Origin of the sequence: Bombilactobacillus bombi (genome assembly GCF_003522965.1) — a bacterium.
In the GTDB taxonomy this organism is placed as follows: Bacteria; Bacillota; Bacilli; order Lactobacillales; family Lactobacillaceae; genus Bombilactobacillus; species Bombilactobacillus bombi.
Window position 1 is genome coordinate 1,454,893 of sequence record NZ_CP031513.1, and the last position, 19,794, is coordinate 1,474,686.

Consider the following 19,794-nt stretch of genomic DNA (forward strand, 5'->3'; position numbering starts at 1 on the left):
ATAACAAAAATAAGTCCTTTAAAAATAGTCCTGTGAGACTGTGAAGGAGCTGCTAATGAAATCAACTATTAGTCAACCCTCATAGTCTTAGGACTATGGGGGGTTTTAATATGGGGAGGCAACAATGGCAACAAAGCAAAAAGACATTTTGATGGATATTCCTGATCGTCCCAGCTGGGGCCACTGGCTAGGATTATCAATACAGCATTTATTTGCCATGTTTGGTTCTACTGTTTTAGTACCAATTCTTGTAGGCTTAAATCCTGGAATTGCCTTATTTAGTTCTGGAGTTGGCACATTATTATATATTTTGATTACAAAGGGTAAAATTCCTGCTTATATGAGTTCCAGCTTTTCTTTTATTGTCCCCATGGTAGCATTAATGAAAACCGTTGGTTATCCTGGCATCGCTCAAGGAACTATTGCCGTCGGTGTGGTTTATTTAATAGCTGCTTTAATAGTTGGTTTAATTGGTTCTGAATGGATTGACAAAGCGTTACCGCCAATTGTTGTTGGCCCGATTATTATGGTCATTGGCCTTTCATTAGCTGGCACTGCTGCTAAAGATGCTACAATGAATGGCAGTCATTATGATATTAAATATTTTTTAGTAGCGATGGTTACAGCTTTAATTACGATTTTCTTTAATATGTATCTCAAAGGTTTCTGGAGCCAGGTTGCCATTTTACTTGGTATTATTGTGGGATATTTAATTGCGGTCCTTTGTGGATTAGTAGATTTTGCCCCGATTGCCAAAACGCCTTGGTTTCAGATTCCTAATTTTCAAATTCCTTATTTGACTTATCATCCTCACTTTTATTGGGGCGCCATTTTAAGTCTTGCACCGATTGCTTTTGTCACAATGACAGAACATATGGGACATATTATGGTGCTTGATGGGCTCACACATCGCAATTTCTTCAAAGATCCAGGGTTGAATCATACCTTAGCCGGTGATGGTACTGCCTCAATTATTGCCGGGCTCATCGGTGGTCCTCCAATTACTAGTTATGGTGAAAACATCGGTGTCATGGCTATTACTAAAATTTATAGTGTCTGGGTCATTGGCGGTGCTGCTACTTTAGCTATGATTTTTGGATTCATTGGTAAACTTAGTGCTTTAATTCAAAGTATTCCTGCGCCAGTTATTGGTGGTATTAGTTTTCTTTTATTTGGCGTAATTGCTTCCAGTGGTTTGCGCATCCTCATTGACAATCACGTGGATTTCAATCAAAAACGCAATCTCATGATTGGTTCTCTTATTTTAGTTGTAGGTATTGGCAATGCTTATCTACAAATGGGACAATACCAATTCTCAGGTTTAGCTGTAGCAACTGTTTTGGGCATTGTTTTAAATTTAATTTTGCCGCAAAAAGCTGCTAGTGAGAAATGAAAAATACTAAGTAATAATAAAGCTAGGACAACATTAGTCCTAGCTTTATTTTAATTAATCTTTCGTTTAGGATTTAAAATACCCAAGGGATCGAACAAATTCTTAATTTGGTGTTGAATTTGATCAACGTCATTGCCTAATTCTTCCACAGTCCATTGATTTTTTGACATTCCAACGGCATGTTCTCCAGAAATTGTGCCACCTAGGCTTAAAGTTTTTCTAAAGAGCAAACGAACTGCTGTTTTAACATTGTCAGGGGCTTCTGGTTGGTCATTCCATAATAAGCTAGGATGTAAATTACCATCACCAGCATGACCTGCCGTATAAATATCAACTTTTTGTTCTTCAGCCACTTTGGTAATATAATCTGTCATTTCTGCTAGTTTAGACAATGGTACTGCCATATCTTCCATGATGTAATACTTTGATTGCTCAAAAACCGCTGGCAGCATATCTTGGCGCAGTTTAATTAACTGTTGGGCTTGCGCTTTATCGCTAGTAATTTGAACTCCCCAAGCCTGATTATCTTGTAAAATCTTTTCAACCACGGCTTTTTCTGAACCAGATGCATCATCAAAGCCAAAAATTAACATGGAAGAAGTAGCTGATTTAGCATAATTAGTTTGCTCATATTTATCTAGTGCCTGTACCGTTTTACCATCTAGAGCTTCTAGCATAGAAAAATTTAAACCCGATAATCGTAATTGTTTGACGCCGCCAGCCAAAGCCGTCATATCCTTGAAAAAGGCTATTCCAGTAATCGCATCTCCCAAAGGTAAAGGCCGCAAACGTACCTTAATCTCAGTAATAATCCCTAAAGTTCCTTCTGAACCAATGAATAATTGCGTCAAATTGTAACCAAAGGCCTGCTTCAAAGTCCGACCACCCAATGATAACTCGCGGCCATCGGCTAACATCACTTTTAAACCTAAAATATTATCTTTCGTAGCACCATATTTAACACCACTCATGCCGCCAGCATTAGTAGAAACATTGCCCCCAATAGAAGAAATTGGTTTGGAAGCAGGATCAGGCGCATAAAACATCCCTTGCTTACGGGCCGCTTGGTCTAAGTCCTGATTAATGACACCTGGCTCCACTACTGCCAACGAATCTTCAGGACTTAATTCTTTAATATGATTTAAACGCGCCACCGATAAAATAATGCTGCCATCAATCCCATCAGCTCCAATCACAGTACTTGTATCTGCTGTTTGAGGCACTACTGGCAAATGAAATTGACGAGCAGTTTTCAAAACTCCACGAATATCTTCAATATCACCAACTGCCACATAAGCTAAAATCTCACCTTGAATATCACTTTGAGCTTTTCCATTAGCGCTGTGCTCTTGAGCTACTTGATCATTGAAATGAATTTTAGCATGTGGTGCTTGCTTTTTTAGATAATTTAGTATTTCCGTCTTCGTATTAGCTGTAAAAATTGTCATTGTACACGCTTCCTTTTCTACTTATTTTAGCATAAAATATTTTCCTTAGTAGTTTTAACTATTATCAACAAATATTCTATTCACAATTTAAATTGGTATGGTTATCTAATACATATTTATTGAACCAATAATAAAATTGGTTCTTTGTGCAAAAAAATTGACATTAATGGTATTCTCACGTAAATTTAAATAGTAAGTATAGTAAGCGATTTCAATTTTTGATTATTTAGTTGGAGGTCAACATGGTACAGCGATACATTATGGCAATTGATGAAGGTACAACGAGTACAAGGGCCATTATTTTTGACAAAAAAGGCAATAAAATAACTGATGCCCAGCGAGAATTTAGGCAATACTTCCCTAATCCTGGCTGGGTCGAGCATGATGCTAATGAAATTTGGAATGCTGTTTTGTCGACCATTGCTAATTGCTTTATTGAATCAGGTATTAAACCTGATCAAATTTCCGGTATTGGGATTACTAACCAGCGTGAAACCACCGTTATTTGGGACAAAAAAACTGGTTTACCTATTTATCACGCTATTGTTTGGCAATCACGCCAAACAGAAGCATTAGCACAAAAACTGCAGCAAGCTGGATTATCGGAAGAAATCCATCAAAAAACTGGTTTGCTGATTGATCCTTACTTTTCTGCCACAAAAATTCGGTGGATTTTAGATCATGTTAAAGGTGCCCAGCAAAGAGCTGAAAAAGGAGAATTACTCTTCGGTACCATTAACACTTGGTTACTCTGGAAGTTAACAGATGGCGAAGTATTTGCCACTGACTATACTAATGCTAGCCGGACAATGCTTTTTAATATTAACAATTTGCAGTGGGATGATGATATTCTACAAAAATTAAATATCCCCAAACAAATGTTACCAGAAGTTAAACCCAATTCGGCTATTTACGGCTATACGCGTCCCTATCATTTTTATGGTAGTGCTGTTCCTATAGCAGGTATGGCCGGCGATCAACAATCAGCTTTATTTGGGCAAATGGCTTTTGAACCAGGAATGGTTAAAAATACTTACGGCACTGGTGCCTTTGTTGTCATGAATACTGGTCAGGAAATTAAACTTTCTGAAAACAATCTCTTGACGACAATTGCTTATGGAATTAATGATCAAATCTATTATGCATTAGAAGGAAGTATTTATGTTGCCGGTTCGGCTTTACAATGGTTACGTGACTCATTGAAGTTAATTGCTTCTGCCCCAGAGTCTTATCAAGCCGCTTTAGACTCAACTAACAATGATGAAGTTTATCTTGTACCAGCATTCACTGGATTAGGTGCACCATATTGGGATGCTGAAGCTCGCGGAGCCATTTTTGGTCTTACTCGCGGCACTACAAGAAATGATTTGATTAAAGCCACGTTGCAAGCGATTGCATACCAATCACGTGATGTTTTAGATACAATGCAAGCAGATACTGGGACCACTATCCCTTTACTTAAAGTCGATGGTGGTGCTGCCAACAATGATTATTTACTACAATTTCAAGCTGACATTAGTAATACTCCCGTGCAAAGAGCCAATGACTTAGAAACTACAGCCTTAGGAGCTGCCTTCTTAGCTGGACTAGCCGTAGGATACTGGAAAGATATTGCAGAAATTAAAGAAGATTATACCGAAGGAAAAGTGTTCAAACCGCAAATGGCTGAACAACGTCGACAGCAATTATATGCTGGTTGGCAACAAGCTGTTGCTGCTACACGTTCATATAAACCACAACAATAAGGAGGAAAATTATGTCATTCTCACAAAAAACTCGCAGCGATATTATTAATCATTTAAAAAATGATCAATTGGATGTTTTAGCTATTGGGGGCGGAATTACAGGTGCCGGTGTTGCTCTTCAAGCTGCAGCTGCTCATTTAAAAACAGGCTTAATCGAAATGCAAGACTTTGCAGAAGGTACTTCATCAAGGTCTACTAAATTAGTACATGGTGGCATTCGTTATCTGAAAACTTTTGACGTTGAAGTGGTCGCAGACACTGTTCAAGAGCGGGCTGTTGTGCAGAGGATTGCTCCTCATATTCCGCGCCCGAAGCAAATGATTTTGCCAATTTATGATGAACCCGAAGCTACTTTCAGTATGTTTTCTGTCAAAATTGCTATGGATTTATATGATAAGTTAGCTAACGTCACCGGTGAATTTGCTAATAAAGTAATTTCTAAAGAAGAAGTATTACAATTAGAACCCGATTTAGATCCTCATAATTTATTAGGTGCTGGTATTTATTTAGATTTTGAAAATAATGATGCCCGCTTAGTTATTGAAAACATTAAACAGGCCGCTGCTGATGGTGGTTTGATGGCTAGTCATGTACAGGCTTTACAAATTAATCATAACGAAAAAGGCCAAGTTAATGGCGTACATGTCCGTGATCTTTTAACTCAAGAAGAATTTGATATACGTGCTAAAATTGTGATTAATACTGCGGGGCCATGGTCCGATCAAGTTCGAAAACTCGACACCAAATATCATGGCTCACAACAAATTCGCCCGACTAAGGGTGTTCATCTAGTAGTTGATGATTCCAAACTCAAAGTTCCTACAGCTACTTATTTTGATACTGGTAAGCAAGATGGCAGAATGGTTTTTGTTATCCCTCGATTTAATAAAACTTACTTCGGTACTACTGATACTGACTATCAAGGTGACTTTCAACATCCTGAAGTTACACAAGCTGATGTGGATTACCTTTTAGAAATTATCAATCGTCGTTACCCGCATGTCCATTTGACTATTGATGATATTGAAGCTAGCTGGGCAGGTTTGCGGCCATTGCTTTCAGCTAATGGTGGTTCTGATTATAATGGGGGTACGAAAAAATCCATCTCTGAAACTAGCTTTAACCAGTTGATTAAAGCTGTTAATCAATATCAATCAGGCAAAATCGGGCGTAGCGCTGTGGAAAAAGTTTTAAATAATTTGCAGGCTGCTCAATCTGAAAAAACGCCAAGCGCTTCATCCGTTTCTCGTGGTAGTTCACTGACTGTGGATGATGATGGTTTGTTGAATTTAGCTGGTGGTAAAATCACGGATTATCGTAAAATGGCTGCAGGAGCACTCCAAAAAATCAAATCTATTTTAGCTGCTGATTTTGCCATGCAAGTACAATTGCCAGATTCTAAAAAATTGCAAGTAGCTGGTGGTCACTTTGATCCTACACAAGTTGATGAAAATATTAAAAAATATACACAAATTGGTGTAGATAAAGGATTAAGTGAGGCTGCAGCAAATAAAATTGCTAATCTGTTTGGTTCTAACGCACCACAAATTTTTGCCTTAGCTGATCACACAACTGCTGCTCCAGGACTTAGTTTAGGCGAAACCCTCGCTCTCCACTATTCTTTAGATAACGAAATGACTTTAACGGCTGTTGATTATCTTTTGCGAAGAACTAATCATATTCTTTTTGAAGCTGATACCATTGACCAAATTAAACAGCCAGTTATTGATGAAATGGCTCGTTACTTCCAATGGGATAACCAACGCAAGCAACAAGAAACAGAAAATTTAGACAAGGCAATTCAACAATCACAACTGGCAGATTTAAAAGGACAGGATGATTAATCTATGAATAGCTCAGTAAGCGCACAATTAATGGGGGAATTTTTAGGAACAGCAATTTTAATTCTTTTAGGTGATGGTGTTGTTGCGGGCGTCAATTTAAACAAATCCAAGTCGCAAAATGCTGGGTGGCTGGCTATAACTTTGGGTTGGGGCTTAGCTGTTACTTTCGGCGTTTATTTAGTAGCTTGGATGAGTCCTGGTCATCTTAATCCAGCAGTTTCTTTGGCGATGGCAATAGCAGGGAAACTTTCTTGGAGTTTGGTGATTCCTTATATGATTGCACAGATTTTCGGAGCTCTCGTAGGTGCAGTTTTGGTTTGGCTCACCTATTATCCACATTGGCAACAAACCCAAGATTCCGCTACGATTTTAAGTATCTTTAGTACCACTCCTGCCATCCGTAATTATGGTGCTAATTTTTTGGCAGAGTTGGTTGGTACTTTCGTTTTAGTTTATGGACTGCTGGCTTTTACCAAGGGTAATTTTGCCAGTGGATTAAATCCAATTGTGGCTGGTTTACTAATCACTGTTATTGGGATTTCCTTAGGTGGTCCCACGGGTTATGCGATTAATCCCGCTCGAGATTTAGGTCCTCGAATTGCCCATCAATTATTGCCGATTGCCAATAAAGGCGATTCTGACTGGTCTTACAGCTGGGTTCCAATTTTAGGGCCATTAGTTGGTGGTATTTTAGCAGCATTATTATTTAATCTTTTAAAATAAAATGCAAAAAGCATTGTTTATCTTCAACGATTAAACAATGCTTTTTATATGGTTTCAATTTAATATTTATTCTTCATTAACTCGATAAGCTAATGCAAAGTTGCCTAAAGTCGCAGAACCATTATCTTGAACACGTGGCATTTGAATATATTTTTTTAAATCTGGTACATGTACATATCCATTCAGCATTTGGGAAAATTGTTCTCGCACTTTGTCTAAAAAGCCTTCACTGACTACACCACCACCAAAAACAATATTATCAGGCCGTAAAATCATGGTTTGTTGAATAGCTGCTTGGGCAACATAATAAGCCAAAATATCCCAGACGTGGTGATCTTTAGGAACTTGAGGACCGGGAATGCCTAAGCGAGCTTCAAAAGTTGGTCCTGATACTAAGCCTTCTAAGCAGTCTTTATGATACGGACAAATGCCGGCAAAATCTAAATCATCAGGATGGCGCTTCAAAAATGTATGCCCCATTTCGGGATGACCAATACCTTGTAAAATTTTACCATCTAAAACAGCACCACCACCGACACCAGTACCAATAGTATAGTAAACTAGCGAATCAATTTTTTCATTATATAATTGAGAAGTCACATACTCGCCATAAGCCGAGGCATTAACATCTGTAGTGAAATAAATAGGAACTTGTAAAGCCTTTTTTATCGGTCCAATAAGATCTGTTTGTCGCCATTTAATTTTAGGAGTATCAGTAACATAACCATAGTGAGGATTATTCTTTTTCAGTTCAATAGGACCAAAAGAAGCAATCGATAAAGCTGCTAAATCAGGAAATTGTTTAAAAAAATCAATTGTTTTTTGTATTGTAGTCTGCGGATCTGTGGTAGGAAATTGCGTCTTATGCAATACTCGATAATCTTCATTACCTACTGCACAAACAAATTTGGTTCCCCCACCTTCAACACTACCTAATAACATGAAATTTACCTCTCTTTTTGAAATATCATCACAATTGATTATATTATTAAGTTAATTTAATGCAAGTTAAGCTTGTTTTCTTGGAGCACCATTTAATAACAGATTCATCACGACTGCAGTCATACTACCAATAACCATACCATTACTTAAAATTGTTTGAACAGACGCTGGTAAAAAGTGAAACAGTTGCGGTTGTGACGTTACCCCTAGTCCCAAGCCCACAGAAATCGCAATAACGAGCAAGTTTTTAGTAGTCATTTCTACACTGGTAAGCATCTTGATGCCTTGAGCTCCAACCATACCAAACATAACCAACATTGCCCCACCTAATACAGAAGTAGGAATTAAATTAGCAATGGCGCCTACTTTTGGAATCATACCTAAAATTATTAGAAAGAAAGCAGAATAGTAAACCGGTTTTAATTTTTTAATACCGGAAAGCTGAACAATTCCTACATTTTGCGAAAAAGTAGAATATGGAAAAGTATTAAACAATCCTCCTAAAATAGCGGCAAGTCCTTCTGAACGATATCCATCTGCTAAATCTCGTTCATTCAAATCTGTTTCAACCACTTCGCTGAGGGCAAAATAAACACCTGTTGATTCAATCATACATGTCAAGGCTGCTAAAATCATCGTAGCAATTGAGGACCATTCAAATTTTGGTGTTGCAAAATAAAACAATTGCGGTATTTGGAACCAATGAGCTGCACTTACAGGAGCAAAACCCACTTGACCAAGAACCATAGCTAGTACTGTCCCTACAACAATCCCAATTAATACAGAAATTTGCTGGATAAAACCGTGCGTCCAAATATTAATACAAATAATGACTAAAGCAGTAACTAAACCCAAAAGCAAATTAATGGGTGCGCCAAAACTTTTAGCTGTACTATCACCACCGCCAATATTTTGAAAAGCTACTGGAATTAAGGTAAAACCAACTAAAGTAATAAGTGAGCCTGTAACCAAAGTTGGGAAAAAACGTTGTAGTTTAGCAAAAATTCCAGAAATTAAGAAAATAAAGATCCCAGCAGCAATAATACCACCATACATATAACCTGGTCCTAAAGTTTTTCCAATTTGTTGTAACGGTGCCACATACTCAACTGCGCAACCTAAGACCACCGGCAAACCAATTCCCGTCCACGGAGTTCGTTTAATTTGCAGTAAGGTCGCAATTCCACACATAAAAATATCAGCAGAAACTAGATACGTCATTTGTTGTGTATTAAAACCCAATGCCCCACCAACTAACAGTGGTACCAAGATATCCCCTGAATACATGGCTAACAAATGCTGTAAACCTAAGATAGCTGTTTTTATTATTGATTGCTGCTTCTCCAACACCTTAATCCTCCTAAATTTTAAAAGTATGTTTATTAGGATAACACGTAAAAGCAGAATTTTAAAGATAAAAATAGGATTAATGTTCGGATTTTCTTTAAATCAATTTGTTAATTTCGTTGCAATCTTATGGTAAACTAAAGATAATAAACTTAAGGAGGATTTTGTTGTGCAACAAAAATCTTTATCAGCATGTACTACTATTTTAGTAGGTAAAAAAGCATCTTTAGATGGCTCAACAATGATTGCTCGTAATGATGACACTTTTCATGCGGTAGCTCCACATAAATTTGAATATCATCAACCCCAAACTGGCCAAAAAGGCCAAATTGTTAAATCGTGGCTGAATGGTTTTCAAGCCCAAGTTCCTGAGGATAGTTATGGATGGCCTGGTGTGCCTAATGTTGATTATAAACATGAAGGTTACTATGATGAAAGTGGTATTAATACCAAAAATGTTGCCATGTCAGCCACTGAGAGCACTTATGGAAATGAGCGCGCTTTAGCGTACGATCCCTTGGTGAAAGACGGCTTAGACGAGGACTGTATTGTTCGTATGGTACTACCTTACGTAGACTCTGCTAAAGCTGCTGTTCAAAGAACCGGGGCCTTAATTGCTCAATATGGTTCTCCTGCAGGCAATTCTGTTTTATTCAGTGATAAAAATGACGTTTGGTATATGGAAATTGTTACTGGACATCACTGGGTTGCACAACGAATTCCTGATGATGCGTATGTCATTGCTGCCAATCGTGTTTCTATTCAACAAGTTGACTTTGACAATCCAGCCGAATTTATGTGGTCTGATGGCATTCAAAACTTTGTTGCAGACAACCATTTAAATACTGATAGCCAAGGATGGAATTTCCGACATATCTTTGGTACCAATAATCAAAAAGACCGCCATTATAATAATCCTCGTGTCTGGTTTGGTCAGCGTTATTTTAATCCGGAAATTCAACAAGATCCTGAAGATGGAGAATTGCCATTTATTTGTCGTACCAACCATAAAATTTCAGTTGATGACATTGAATATATTTTGGGTTCTCATTATAATGAAACTCCTTATGATCCATTGCAATCTAGTGAAACTCATGAAAAATATCTTTACCGTCCTATTGGTTTAAACCGGACCCAGAACTCCCATGTGCTCCAAATTAGAAATAACGTACCTGATGAATATGCGGCTATCATGTGGTTATGCCTAGGGTATCCTACTTTTTCACCATATCTACCATTTTATACGAATATGAACGACACAGCTCCTTCTTATAATGACACCAGCATGCATTTTAATTTAAAGGATGCTTACTGGCTCTATAAGGGTATGTCCGTTTTAGTAGAATCGCATTATAAAGAATTTATCCAAGGAAATATTGATTTTCTCACGGAATGTCGGCGCCAATTCCGCGCAGTAGTAGCGCAAACTGATCAAGCAGCCAATAAATATCATGGTCAAGAATTGACCGAATTCTTAACGAAACAAAATCAAGCATTGGTGCAAACCAATCAAACACAAACTCTCCAATACATGGGTGAGCTCATGACACAAGGTATTAATTTATCTAAGTTGACTTTTGATATGGATAAAAATTTATAAAAAACTTTCTTATAGTTCACTATTTTATTTTGTGAAATATTAAAATTAGATAACTAAGATTAGTTATAATGATTCAAAAAAGGGATGTTGAATTTATTCAGCATTCTCTTTTTGTTATACAGAAAGAATTTAAATCAATCCCACTTTTATAAAGCTAAATAGCCTAGATTACGACAGTATTTTAATGCATGCTTCACTCTCTTGTATTAAAATATTTAATTGGAGGTTTATTATGAATTCAAAACAAATGCTTCGCAAAGGTACATTGTTAGCTCTAACAGCTTCAATCATCTGGGGGATTTCTGGAACTGTTATGCAGTTTGTTGCCCAATCGACTTCAGTACCAGCTACCTGGTTTATTGGGACACGAACTTTAATTACCGGAATTATTTTATTACTGATTGTTTTTTTCAAAAATGGCAAGCAGCAATTTTTCCGCATTTTTAAAAATAAAAAAAGTGTAGTATTACTAATTTTATTCTCATTGCTAGGACTATTAGGCAATTTATATACCTTTTTTTATAGTGTTCAGTTAGGTAATTCTGCCGCAGCTACAATTTTACAATATTTAAGTCCCTTGTTTATTTTATTAGGAACCTTAATTTTCATGCATAAAATTCCTAGTAAAGTTGATTTGATCAGCTTTGGCATTGCTTTAATTGGCGTTTTTCTTCTAATTACTCAAGGCAATATTCATCACTTGGTTATTCCCTTTGCTGCTTTTATTTGGGGAATTCTTTCAGGTTTAACTGCGGCATTTTATGTAGTTTTTCCTAAATTATTAGTAGAAATGGATTTTGATCCTGTAGAAGTTACTGGCTGGGGGATGTTCCTCAGTGGTATCATTTCTCAATTTATTCGTCCAATCTGGCAATTGCCACCGCATTTTACACTGAGTGCAGCAATGGGTGTAGGTACAATTATTCTTTTGGGAACTCTATTGGCTTTTCTCATTATGATTACTGCTACTAAATATGTTTCTTCAGCAATTGTCAGCATTACAGATGCCGCTCAGCCCTTTGTAACTTTCATTTTGAGCATCATCTTTTTACAGGCTCATTTTTCCATAGCTGAAGTTATAGGTGCATGTTTAGTTGTTATTTCCATTTATATTTTAAATCGTTTTTCAGAAGAATAGCTATCTTGACTAGCTTTTTTCTATTATTCTTAATTGTATTCGTTTACATTGTATATTAAAATAATAATGGTAAAATTATTTTTGTAACTGAGTTAATTAGGAGGAAATAACATGAAAATTGTTAGTTATAGTATTCGTGAAGACGAGATGCCCGCCTTACAAAATTGGCAAAAAGAGCATCCTGAAGTCGAAGTTCAAATTGAAAAAGAACTTTTAACTCCAGAATCCGCAAAGAAAGCTCAAGGTGCTGATGGAGTTGTAGTTTATCAACAAAAGCCTTATACTCGTGAAACCTTACAGGCTTTGCATGATGCGGGCATTAATAAAATGTCTTTAAGAAATGTCGGTACTGATAATATTGATATGGATGCTGCTAAAGAGTTAAACTTTCAAATTACTAATGTTCCTGTTTATTCTCCAAATGCAATTGCTGAACATGCTGTTTGGTTAATGGGACGCTTATTGCGCCGCGAACCGGAATACAGTGCTAAAATTGCGAAACGTGACTTGCGGTGGGCTCCTGAAATTGGTCAAGAAATGCGGATGCAAACAGTTGGTGTAATTGGTACTGGTCATATTGGACAAGTTTTAATTGATATTGTCAGAGGCTTTGGTGCTAAAGTTGTTTGTTATGATATCTATCAAAATGAAAAATTAAAAAGTGAAGGACTCTATGTTGATAGCTTAGATGAATTATATAAGCAAGCTGATATTATTACCCTTCACGTACCATCAGTTAAAGAAAACATTCATATGGTTAATGATGATTCTATTAGTAAAATGAAAGACGGAGTAATCATTATTAATGCTTCCCGTGGTGATTTAATTGATACCGATGCACTTATTCGTGGTTTAGACAGTGGTAAAATCAAAGCTGCAGGCTTAGACGTTTACGAAAAAGAAGTCGGTGTCTTCAATGAAAATTGGGAAGGCAAACAATTTCCTGATGCCCGCCTAGAAAACTTATTAAACCGCAAAAATGTTATTGTGACTCCACATACAGCTTTCTACACTGAAACTGCTGTGAAAAATATGATTGAAATTGCGCATAATTCCAACGTGCAATTAATTAATGGTGAAACTCCTAAGAATTTAGTTAACTTAGGTTAAAATTTAAGATAAAAACAAAATTATACAGCTTATTGTTAAGGTTTTATTAATGATAAGCTGTATAATTTTGTTTAGAGATTTTTAAAGGAGCATAGTTTTGTCTGCAGCATTATTTATTAAAACCAAAACAATTGATTCATTAAACTTACCGCAGGCTATGGCTTGGTTGCAAAACCAGGCAGGTCCTAATTTTGCTTGGGAAAATCCCACTCAAGATCATTTAATGATTGCAAGCGGCCAAATCTTAGAAGTTTTCTCGCAACAAGCAGTCAATTTTAATGATTTAAATAATCTTTTGCAACAGGCTCAACAACAATTAGGTGATTTATCTGCAAAAGAATTGTCCCACTTAAAAGTCGTAGGGGGTTTTCCTTTTAATATCCACCAACTGGGAGCTGAAGTTTGGCAAAATTTAAAAGGCGGCCGACTTTGGATTCCCCATATTCTCATTGAACGCCGGCAAAATACTAACTATCTCACGTTGATAGAATCTAACCCTCATCAAATTAATTCTCATTGGGACAAAGTTTTTCATCAAATCCAAACAACATCCCCCTTAAAGGCTCAACGATATTCTTTAACAGATGTTCAAGAACTAGCGCTTTTGCAATATCAAAACAGTCTAAAAATAGCACTGCAAAAAATTGCAACCGGCTCTTTAAAAAAGGTCGTTGTGGGTCGTTTTGCTGTCGGTAATTTAACTGCTGTTCAACCTGCAGCGGTTTGGCTGCAGCTAAGAGATAGCCAACCCGATGTTTATCATATTCTTATTCAAGATCAACAAACTGCATTTTTAAGTGCTACTCCCGAAAGATTATTAGCCACCAAAAAGCAACATTTTCAAACGGCCGCTGTAGCTGGGACTATTAGACGTGATTCTAATCCGATAATTGATCAGCAATTACAGCAAGACTTACTTCATGATTATAAAAACTTACAGGAACAAGATTTAGTAGTGCAATGGATTAAAACAGCACTTCAAAAACTCCATTTACAAGTTAGTGCACCTATGACTCCACAAATTATCCAAACGGCTACTGTGCAACACCTTTATACACCTATTCAAGCTGACGGCTTCGCTAATCCTGCCCAAGTTTTGGCCCAATTGCATCCCACTCCCGCCTTAGGTGGCTTACCCAAAGCAGCAGCCTTAAATTTCTTAAAAAATCATGAATCAGAATCCCGTGGCATGTTTGGCGCGCCTATTGGTTACTTAGATGCTAATAATCAAGGCGAATTTGCTGTGGGTATTCGAAGTTGCTTACTGACTCCTAATCAAATTCGCTTATTTGCTGGTTCAGGCATCATAAACGGCTCAGAAATTAATACTGAAACTCAAGAAACTTATAATAAATTACAAGCTATGCTATCAGCTTTTCAAATCGAGGACAGATAATAATGAAACCAATTCAATCGGCGTTAACTAAGCAAGTGCTGACTATTTTACAAACAATTTATACTCAAGGAATTACCCAAGTAGTCCTATCACCCGGTTCTCGTTCGACGCCCGTAGCAATTTTACTAGGAAAAATGCAAGATCAAGGTTTAATTGATTTATATGTAGATGTAGACGAGCGCTCGGCGGCTTTTTTTGCTCTGGGCCTTGCAAAAACTAAATTACAACCGGTTCTTTTAGTCTGCACATCAGGTACTGCTGCTGCTAATTATTATCCCGCCATTTGTGAAGCTAATGCCAGTCATATTCCCTTAATTGTTTTAACTACCGATCGCCCACCAGAATTACAAGATATTGGGGCTCCCCAAACTCTTAATCAAACTAACTTTTATTATCAACAAGTTAAACATTCTTGGAATTTACCTACTATTGATTCGTCTAATCAAGAAACTGAAATTAAATATTCCCAATACTTAGTTCAAAAGGCTATTCAGTGTGCTGTCAGTAGTCCTTGTGGGCCAGTACATTTAAACTTGCCTTTGCGTAAACCTTTAATGCCCGATTTAAACGTCCATTTTGAACCAGTTGCACCCCATAATCCTATCAAAATCCACAACGAGTTAACTTCTGCTGCCTTACAAGAATTACAACAGCAGCTAACTGGTAAACGCGGTCTGATTCTCGCTGGTCCTCAAGTGGGCATAAATTCTTATCAAGACGAATTAATAGAATTTGCTAACGCAATGAATTGGCCGCTAATTGCGGACTCGTTGAGTAATCTACGTGATTATCCGCAAACAATTACTACGGGAAAATGGATTTTCCAATTTTATCAATTTTTGCCATTGTCAATGCAGCCAGAAGTCATTTTACGTACTGGTGGGACATTAGTGTCAGCAGAAATTGCTGCTTGGCTGAAACAAGTTCAATTACCCATCGTTTATTTAGATGCTGATCATGCCCAATTAGATGATACTTTGGCAACTACCTTAGCCTTAAATGCTAACCCCGCCACGGTTTTACCCCAGTTAAAACTAAACCCTAGCCAACCCCAATGGTTAAAATCTTGGCAACAACTGGATCAAAATATTCAAACATTGCTCCAACAAACCGTACACACTACCGCTTTAACAGAGCCTCAAATCGCTTGGACTTTAGGACAAAACTTGCCGAAAACAGCGCAACTATTTGTCAGCAATTCCATGCCTATCCGCGAAATTGAAGCTTATTTTGGTCATCTGCAAGCTAATGTTAACGTATATTGCAATCGTGGAGTCAATGGGATTGATGGCGTGAACTCTACAGCACTTGGTATGGCCGCTGCTCATAATCAAAAACCTGCTTATCTTTATATTGGTGACTTAGCTTTTTTTCATGATTTAACTGGCTTAATGTTAAGTAATAATTATTCACTGAATTTAACTATCTTGCTGCAAAATAATAATGGTGGAGGGATTTTTTCCTTTTTGCCTCAAAATCAAGCTGTTGATCAATTTGAAAAAGTTTTTGGCACTCCGCAAAACTTAAATATCAAAGCTCTTGCTCAATTTTATCAAGCACGTTATTACAAATGTACTGACTGCCAAACTTTACAAGCTTTAATCCAACAAATTCCCCAAGGTCTAACTATCGTTGAACTCTCCACCAAGCGCAGTCAATTAACGACTGTCGATAATCAGATTAGTCAACAAGTTAAAAAATTAATTCAGGACCAAAATTATGAAAATCAAGATTAATCACGCCACATATTCACTAAAAATCACGGGAGTAGGAGCCCCGGTTTGGTTATTATTGCATGGGTTTATGGGGAGCAAATATGACTTTGATAACATCCGCTCTGCTTTACCTGGTCAAGTAATTACTCTAGACTTACTAGGTCACGGTCAAACCATTTGTGACTTAACACCCACGCGCCTCGCTTTTTCGCAGCAAATCAAAGATTTACAAATTTTCTTAGAGAAATATTTTACTCAACCGATTAACCTTGTTGGTTATTCCATGGGTGGACGTCTCGCCTTAGGCTTAGCCATTTCAGCCCCGCAGTTAATTGCTCAACTTTTTCTAGAAAATTGCACTGCCGGCATTGCTGATAGACAAAAACAACAATTGCGTCAACACCAAGATGCCCTCTTAGCTCAACAACTAAGACAAGAATCGTTAGACCAATTCATCGATAATTGGGAAAATCTGCCCTTATTTGCTTCACAAAAAAATTTATCTACAAAATTGCAACAACAAATCCGACTACAACGCCAACATCAAAATCCGCTGGCACTAGCTGCCAGCTTAGAAGGTATGGGTACTGGTGTAATGCCCAATTACTGGCCGCGATTAGCGCAATTAACATTGCCTACTACTATAATTACTGGTGACTTAGATGCTAAATTTCAAAAAATTACTGCCCAGATGACTGCTTTATTGCCCCACGCACATCGATTTGTAGTTACTAACGCAGGTCATAATGTGCATTTAGAACAACCTAATCAATACCTTACTATTTTGCAGGAGCAATCATATGCAAATTAAATCAATTAAATTATTACCTGTCCACTTAACTTTTAAGCAACCTTTTGTTTCGGCTCATGAAACTCTAACAACTAGAGATTTAGTAATAGTTGAAGTTTTAGATGAGTATGGAAATCAAGGATTAGGGGAGTTAGATGCTTTTGTAAATCCTTATTACAACGCAGAAACTTTAACAACAGCGAGTTGGATAATCAAACAGATCTTAGCACCCAAAATCAAAGATTTAGAATTTCAAAAACCACAGGAAATCAGCAACTGCTGGCAAGCTGTTCGTAGCAATAACTTAGCCAAGGCTGCTTTAGAAACTGCTATTTGGGTGGCATTTGCCCAACGACAACATCAACCCTTGCGCCAAGTGTTGGCTCAAGCTGCTGGGGTTAATAGTCGTATGCATATTCGCACTGGGATTAGTTTAGGAATCAATAATTTAGCTCAAACTCAAGCTGCTATGAGCCAAGCTTTAGAATTGGGATATCAAAAAATCAAGTTAAAAGTTCACGGCAACAACGACTTGCCCAAAATCGCTCAACTACGACAACAATTCCCACAAGCTCCGCTTATGATTGACGCCAATGGTTCATTACAAAATACTGATACATTAGCTGCAACCATTGATGATTTGAATTTACTAATGATTGAGGATCCTTTTGCTCCTAGTGATCTAAAAGCTGCTCAAAAGTTACAAAACCAGATGCAAACTCCAATTTGCTTTGATGAACCCATTACCGGTGTGGCAGCAGCTCTGAATGCATTGGCTTTTGATCAATGTCGTATTATTAGCTGCAAAATTGGCGCTCTTGGTGGCTTTGGACCTTTAATTCAGCTAATTAAAGCTCAACAAAAATTCCATTTTCCACTTTGGTGTGGCGCTATGCTTGAAGGTGGTATTGGTCGGGCTTTGAATCTAGCAGCTGCTAGTCTCGAGACGTTTGCTTTTGTCAGTGATATTGGTGAAACTCGCAAATATTATCAAAAAGATCTCACATTAGAAACTTTTCAACTACATCATGGCTGCTTTCAATTGCCAACAACTTCTGGCCTGGGCGTATCATTATTGTCACAATATCAAGCTCAATTGGCGCAAACACCATCCTTGATTTAAATAAACAATAAAAGACGGTAAACTTTTTACCGTCTTTTTAAACGTTGGTTCCAATAATCAGGATTTTGTTGATCAAAACGATCATTTACCCAGACAAATTTTCGATAAGGTACGTGCTTGTTTAGCAGCCGTTGGTGTTGCTCATAAGCTGGTTCTTGGACGCGCATTAAATTGGCTTCATAGTTAGTCTGCATAATGATTTGATAATGTGTTGCTGCTCCCGCAACCATAATCATGGTAATGACTAATAACAAACGGTTGATTTTTAATTTGTGACTAGCTGTTTGTACAAATTTTATCATGATTAAATACATAAAAACATAAGTCGGAAAGATTCCGCGACAATTAACTGGTGCAGCCACGAATAATAGAGGACCAAAGAATAAACCTGCACACACATAAAATAACCAAATCATTTTATCAAAAGGTAATAAATAATAAATACAACAGCCAATATATCCAATGAATAACAAACTTACAATTGCATCAATATCTGCAAAATGAATATTTACTAAATAGTCATAAATCATATCAGTTTTTACTGTATGCAAATATCTGCTAACGAATAGATAATAAATTAAAAAGATAACTGCCCCTAATAAAAGACTACCTTTGGTCAATTTAGAAAGTTGACTTTGCCATGCTAAAACAATAATTGCCACTAACAGTATAGCTAATAAAATAGTATTCAAACTAATCAACCAAATATGGTTACTAGTAGTATAAATATACCAAATTTTTGATAAATCAAATGTTGTCTGGCGATAAGGAACCTGTAAACGATAACCAGGATGAGAAAACATCATTCCAAAAGACAGAATAGCTCCCAACAAATAGGTAAAGTGATAAAGCTGCTTATGACTTGTGAAAAACACTAATAAAATTAAACCAAGAAAAATTTGACATATTGTTATCGACTCTAAAAACAATCCTGCTGTTAATCCTAGTCCTAAAGTTAACAGTGCATAAATTGCAGATAGATGCTGTTGTTCCCCCTTTTGAACAATTACCAAATATAATAGTAATAATGCCATCGGTGGTACATAGTTGATAAAACCCGCATTCCAAACCAAAATAGTATTTAAAAAAGCATCATTTAATGTAAAAATAAAGCCACACGCTAAAACTAGCGACCACCAAGTTTTCCCACTTAATTGCCAGATAGTCCAAATTAATAACGTCCAAAAACCGCCAAAAACTATGACCGCAAGCTTTAAATGCCGCATGGTTAATATTTCTAAAAAATTACCTAAATAACGGCCATTAATACTGCCACCATAAATTTTTATTGGTCCATAAAATCCGTGATGTAACAAATATTCACCTTGAGTGCCCCACCAGAAATAATCATCACCGGAAGGAATTAGAAAATAACGAAAAATCCCAAAATAGCAGAAAATTAATAGAAAGATTAAAAAATAAAGCCAATTACGCTCTATAAGCTGCAATAATTTTGATTTAGATATGTTCATAATGTTCT

The 19,794-nt window shown here is 36.9% G+C and carries 15 protein-coding genes; 11 read left to right on the forward strand and 4 right to left on the reverse strand.

What is annotated here, in order from left to right; genetic code table 11:
* The first annotated feature begins 124 nt into the window (after positions 1 to 124).
* Positions 125 to 1,393, forward strand: coding sequence for a uracil-xanthine permease family protein (locus DS830_RS07105; protein ID WP_118908798.1), 1,269 nt, complete (start codon positions 125 to 127; stop codon positions 1,391 to 1,393).
* A gap of 50 nt (positions 1,394 to 1,443) precedes the next feature.
* Here DS830_RS07105 and DS830_RS07110 read toward each other — a convergent pair whose 3' ends face one another.
* Positions 1,444 to 2,841, reverse strand: coding sequence for an FAD-binding oxidoreductase (locus DS830_RS07110; RefSeq protein ID WP_118908799.1), 1,398 nt, complete (start codon positions 2,839 to 2,841; stop codon positions 1,444 to 1,446).
* A 242-nt stretch (positions 2,842 to 3,083) separates the two neighbouring features.
* On the opposite strand from DS830_RS07110, the gene glpK reads away from it, so the two are divergent.
* From glpK to DS830_RS07125, 3 genes are read left to right on the forward strand one after another with little or no spacing between them, the layout of a single operon-like run.
* Entirely contained in the window at positions 3,084 to 4,586 is a 1,503-nt protein-coding gene (glpK, locus tag DS830_RS07115) for a glycerol kinase GlpK (RefSeq protein ID WP_118908800.1), read from the forward strand.
* 11 nt (positions 4,587 to 4,597) lie between these two features.
* Positions 4,598 to 6,430, forward strand: coding sequence for a type 1 glycerol-3-phosphate oxidase (gene glpO / locus DS830_RS07120; protein WP_118908801.1), 1,833 nt, complete (start codon positions 4,598 to 4,600; stop codon positions 6,428 to 6,430).
* Between the two features lie 3 nt (positions 6,431 to 6,433).
* Positions 6,434 to 7,153 (forward strand): MIP/aquaporin family protein, encoded by a 720-nt coding sequence (locus DS830_RS07125; RefSeq protein WP_118908802.1) that lies wholly within the window; start codon positions 6,434 to 6,436, stop codon positions 7,151 to 7,153.
* Between the two features lie 66 nt (positions 7,154 to 7,219).
* Here DS830_RS07125 and scrK read toward each other — a convergent pair whose 3' ends face one another.
* The gene (gene scrK / locus DS830_RS07130) at positions 7,220 to 8,095 is read right to left on the reverse strand and encodes a fructokinase ScrK (protein ID WP_118900273.1); all 876 of its coding nucleotides are present in this window, start codon (positions 8,093 to 8,095) and stop codon (positions 7,220 to 7,222) included.
* A gap of 66 nt (positions 8,096 to 8,161) precedes the next feature.
* The gene (locus DS830_RS07135; RefSeq protein WP_420836982.1) at positions 8,162 to 9,442 is read right to left on the reverse strand and encodes a nucleobase:cation symporter-2 family protein; all 1,281 of its coding nucleotides are present in this window, start codon (positions 9,440 to 9,442) and stop codon (positions 8,162 to 8,164) included.
* Between the two features lie 169 nt (positions 9,443 to 9,611).
* Here DS830_RS07135 and DS830_RS07140 point away from each other — a divergent pair, with 169 nt between their 5' ends.
* From DS830_RS07140 to menC, 7 genes are all read left to right on the forward strand, one after another.
* The gene (locus DS830_RS07140; RefSeq protein WP_118908803.1) at positions 9,612 to 11,042 is read left to right on the forward strand and encodes a C69 family dipeptidase; all 1,431 of its coding nucleotides are present in this window, start codon (positions 9,612 to 9,614) and stop codon (positions 11,040 to 11,042) included.
* Positions 11,043 to 11,274: 232 nt separating this feature from the next.
* A complete protein-coding gene (locus DS830_RS07145) occupies positions 11,275 to 12,180 on the forward strand; it encodes a DMT family transporter (protein ID WP_118900259.1) in 906 nt (301 codons plus the stop codon).
* Between the two features lie 111 nt (positions 12,181 to 12,291).
* The gene (locus DS830_RS07150) at positions 12,292 to 13,290 is read left to right on the forward strand and encodes a D-2-hydroxyacid dehydrogenase (protein ID WP_118908804.1); all 999 of its coding nucleotides are present in this window, start codon (positions 12,292 to 12,294) and stop codon (positions 13,288 to 13,290) included.
* A gap of 97 nt (positions 13,291 to 13,387) precedes the next feature.
* The gene (locus DS830_RS07155) at positions 13,388 to 14,686 is read left to right on the forward strand and encodes an isochorismate synthase (protein WP_118908805.1); all 1,299 of its coding nucleotides are present in this window, start codon (positions 13,388 to 13,390) and stop codon (positions 14,684 to 14,686) included.
* A 2-nt stretch (positions 14,687 to 14,688) separates the two neighbouring features.
* Positions 14,689 to 16,422 (forward strand): 2-succinyl-5-enolpyruvyl-6-hydroxy-3-cyclohexene-1-carboxylic-acid synthase, encoded by a 1,734-nt coding sequence (gene menD / locus DS830_RS07160; protein WP_118908806.1) that lies wholly within the window; start codon positions 14,689 to 14,691, stop codon positions 16,420 to 16,422.
* A complete protein-coding gene (gene menH / locus DS830_RS07165; protein WP_118908807.1) occupies positions 16,406 to 17,212 on the forward strand; it encodes a 2-succinyl-6-hydroxy-2,4-cyclohexadiene-1-carboxylate synthase in 807 nt (268 codons plus the stop codon). Before menD ends, menH begins: the two co-directional genes overlap by 17 nt.
* Positions 17,202 to 18,314, forward strand: a complete 1,113-nt coding sequence (menC, locus tag DS830_RS07170; RefSeq protein WP_118908808.1) for an o-succinylbenzoate synthase — start codon at positions 17,202 to 17,204, stop codon at positions 18,312 to 18,314. The genes menH and menC overlap by 11 nt, the downstream gene beginning before the upstream one ends.
* A gap of 26 nt (positions 18,315 to 18,340) precedes the next feature.
* Here menC and DS830_RS07175 read toward each other — a convergent pair whose 3' ends face one another.
* Complete coding sequence (locus DS830_RS07175) at positions 18,341 to 19,786, reverse strand: hypothetical protein (protein ID WP_118908809.1); 1,446 nt, start codon at positions 19,784 to 19,786, stop codon at positions 18,341 to 18,343.
* Positions 19,787 to 19,794: the final 8 nt, after the last annotated feature.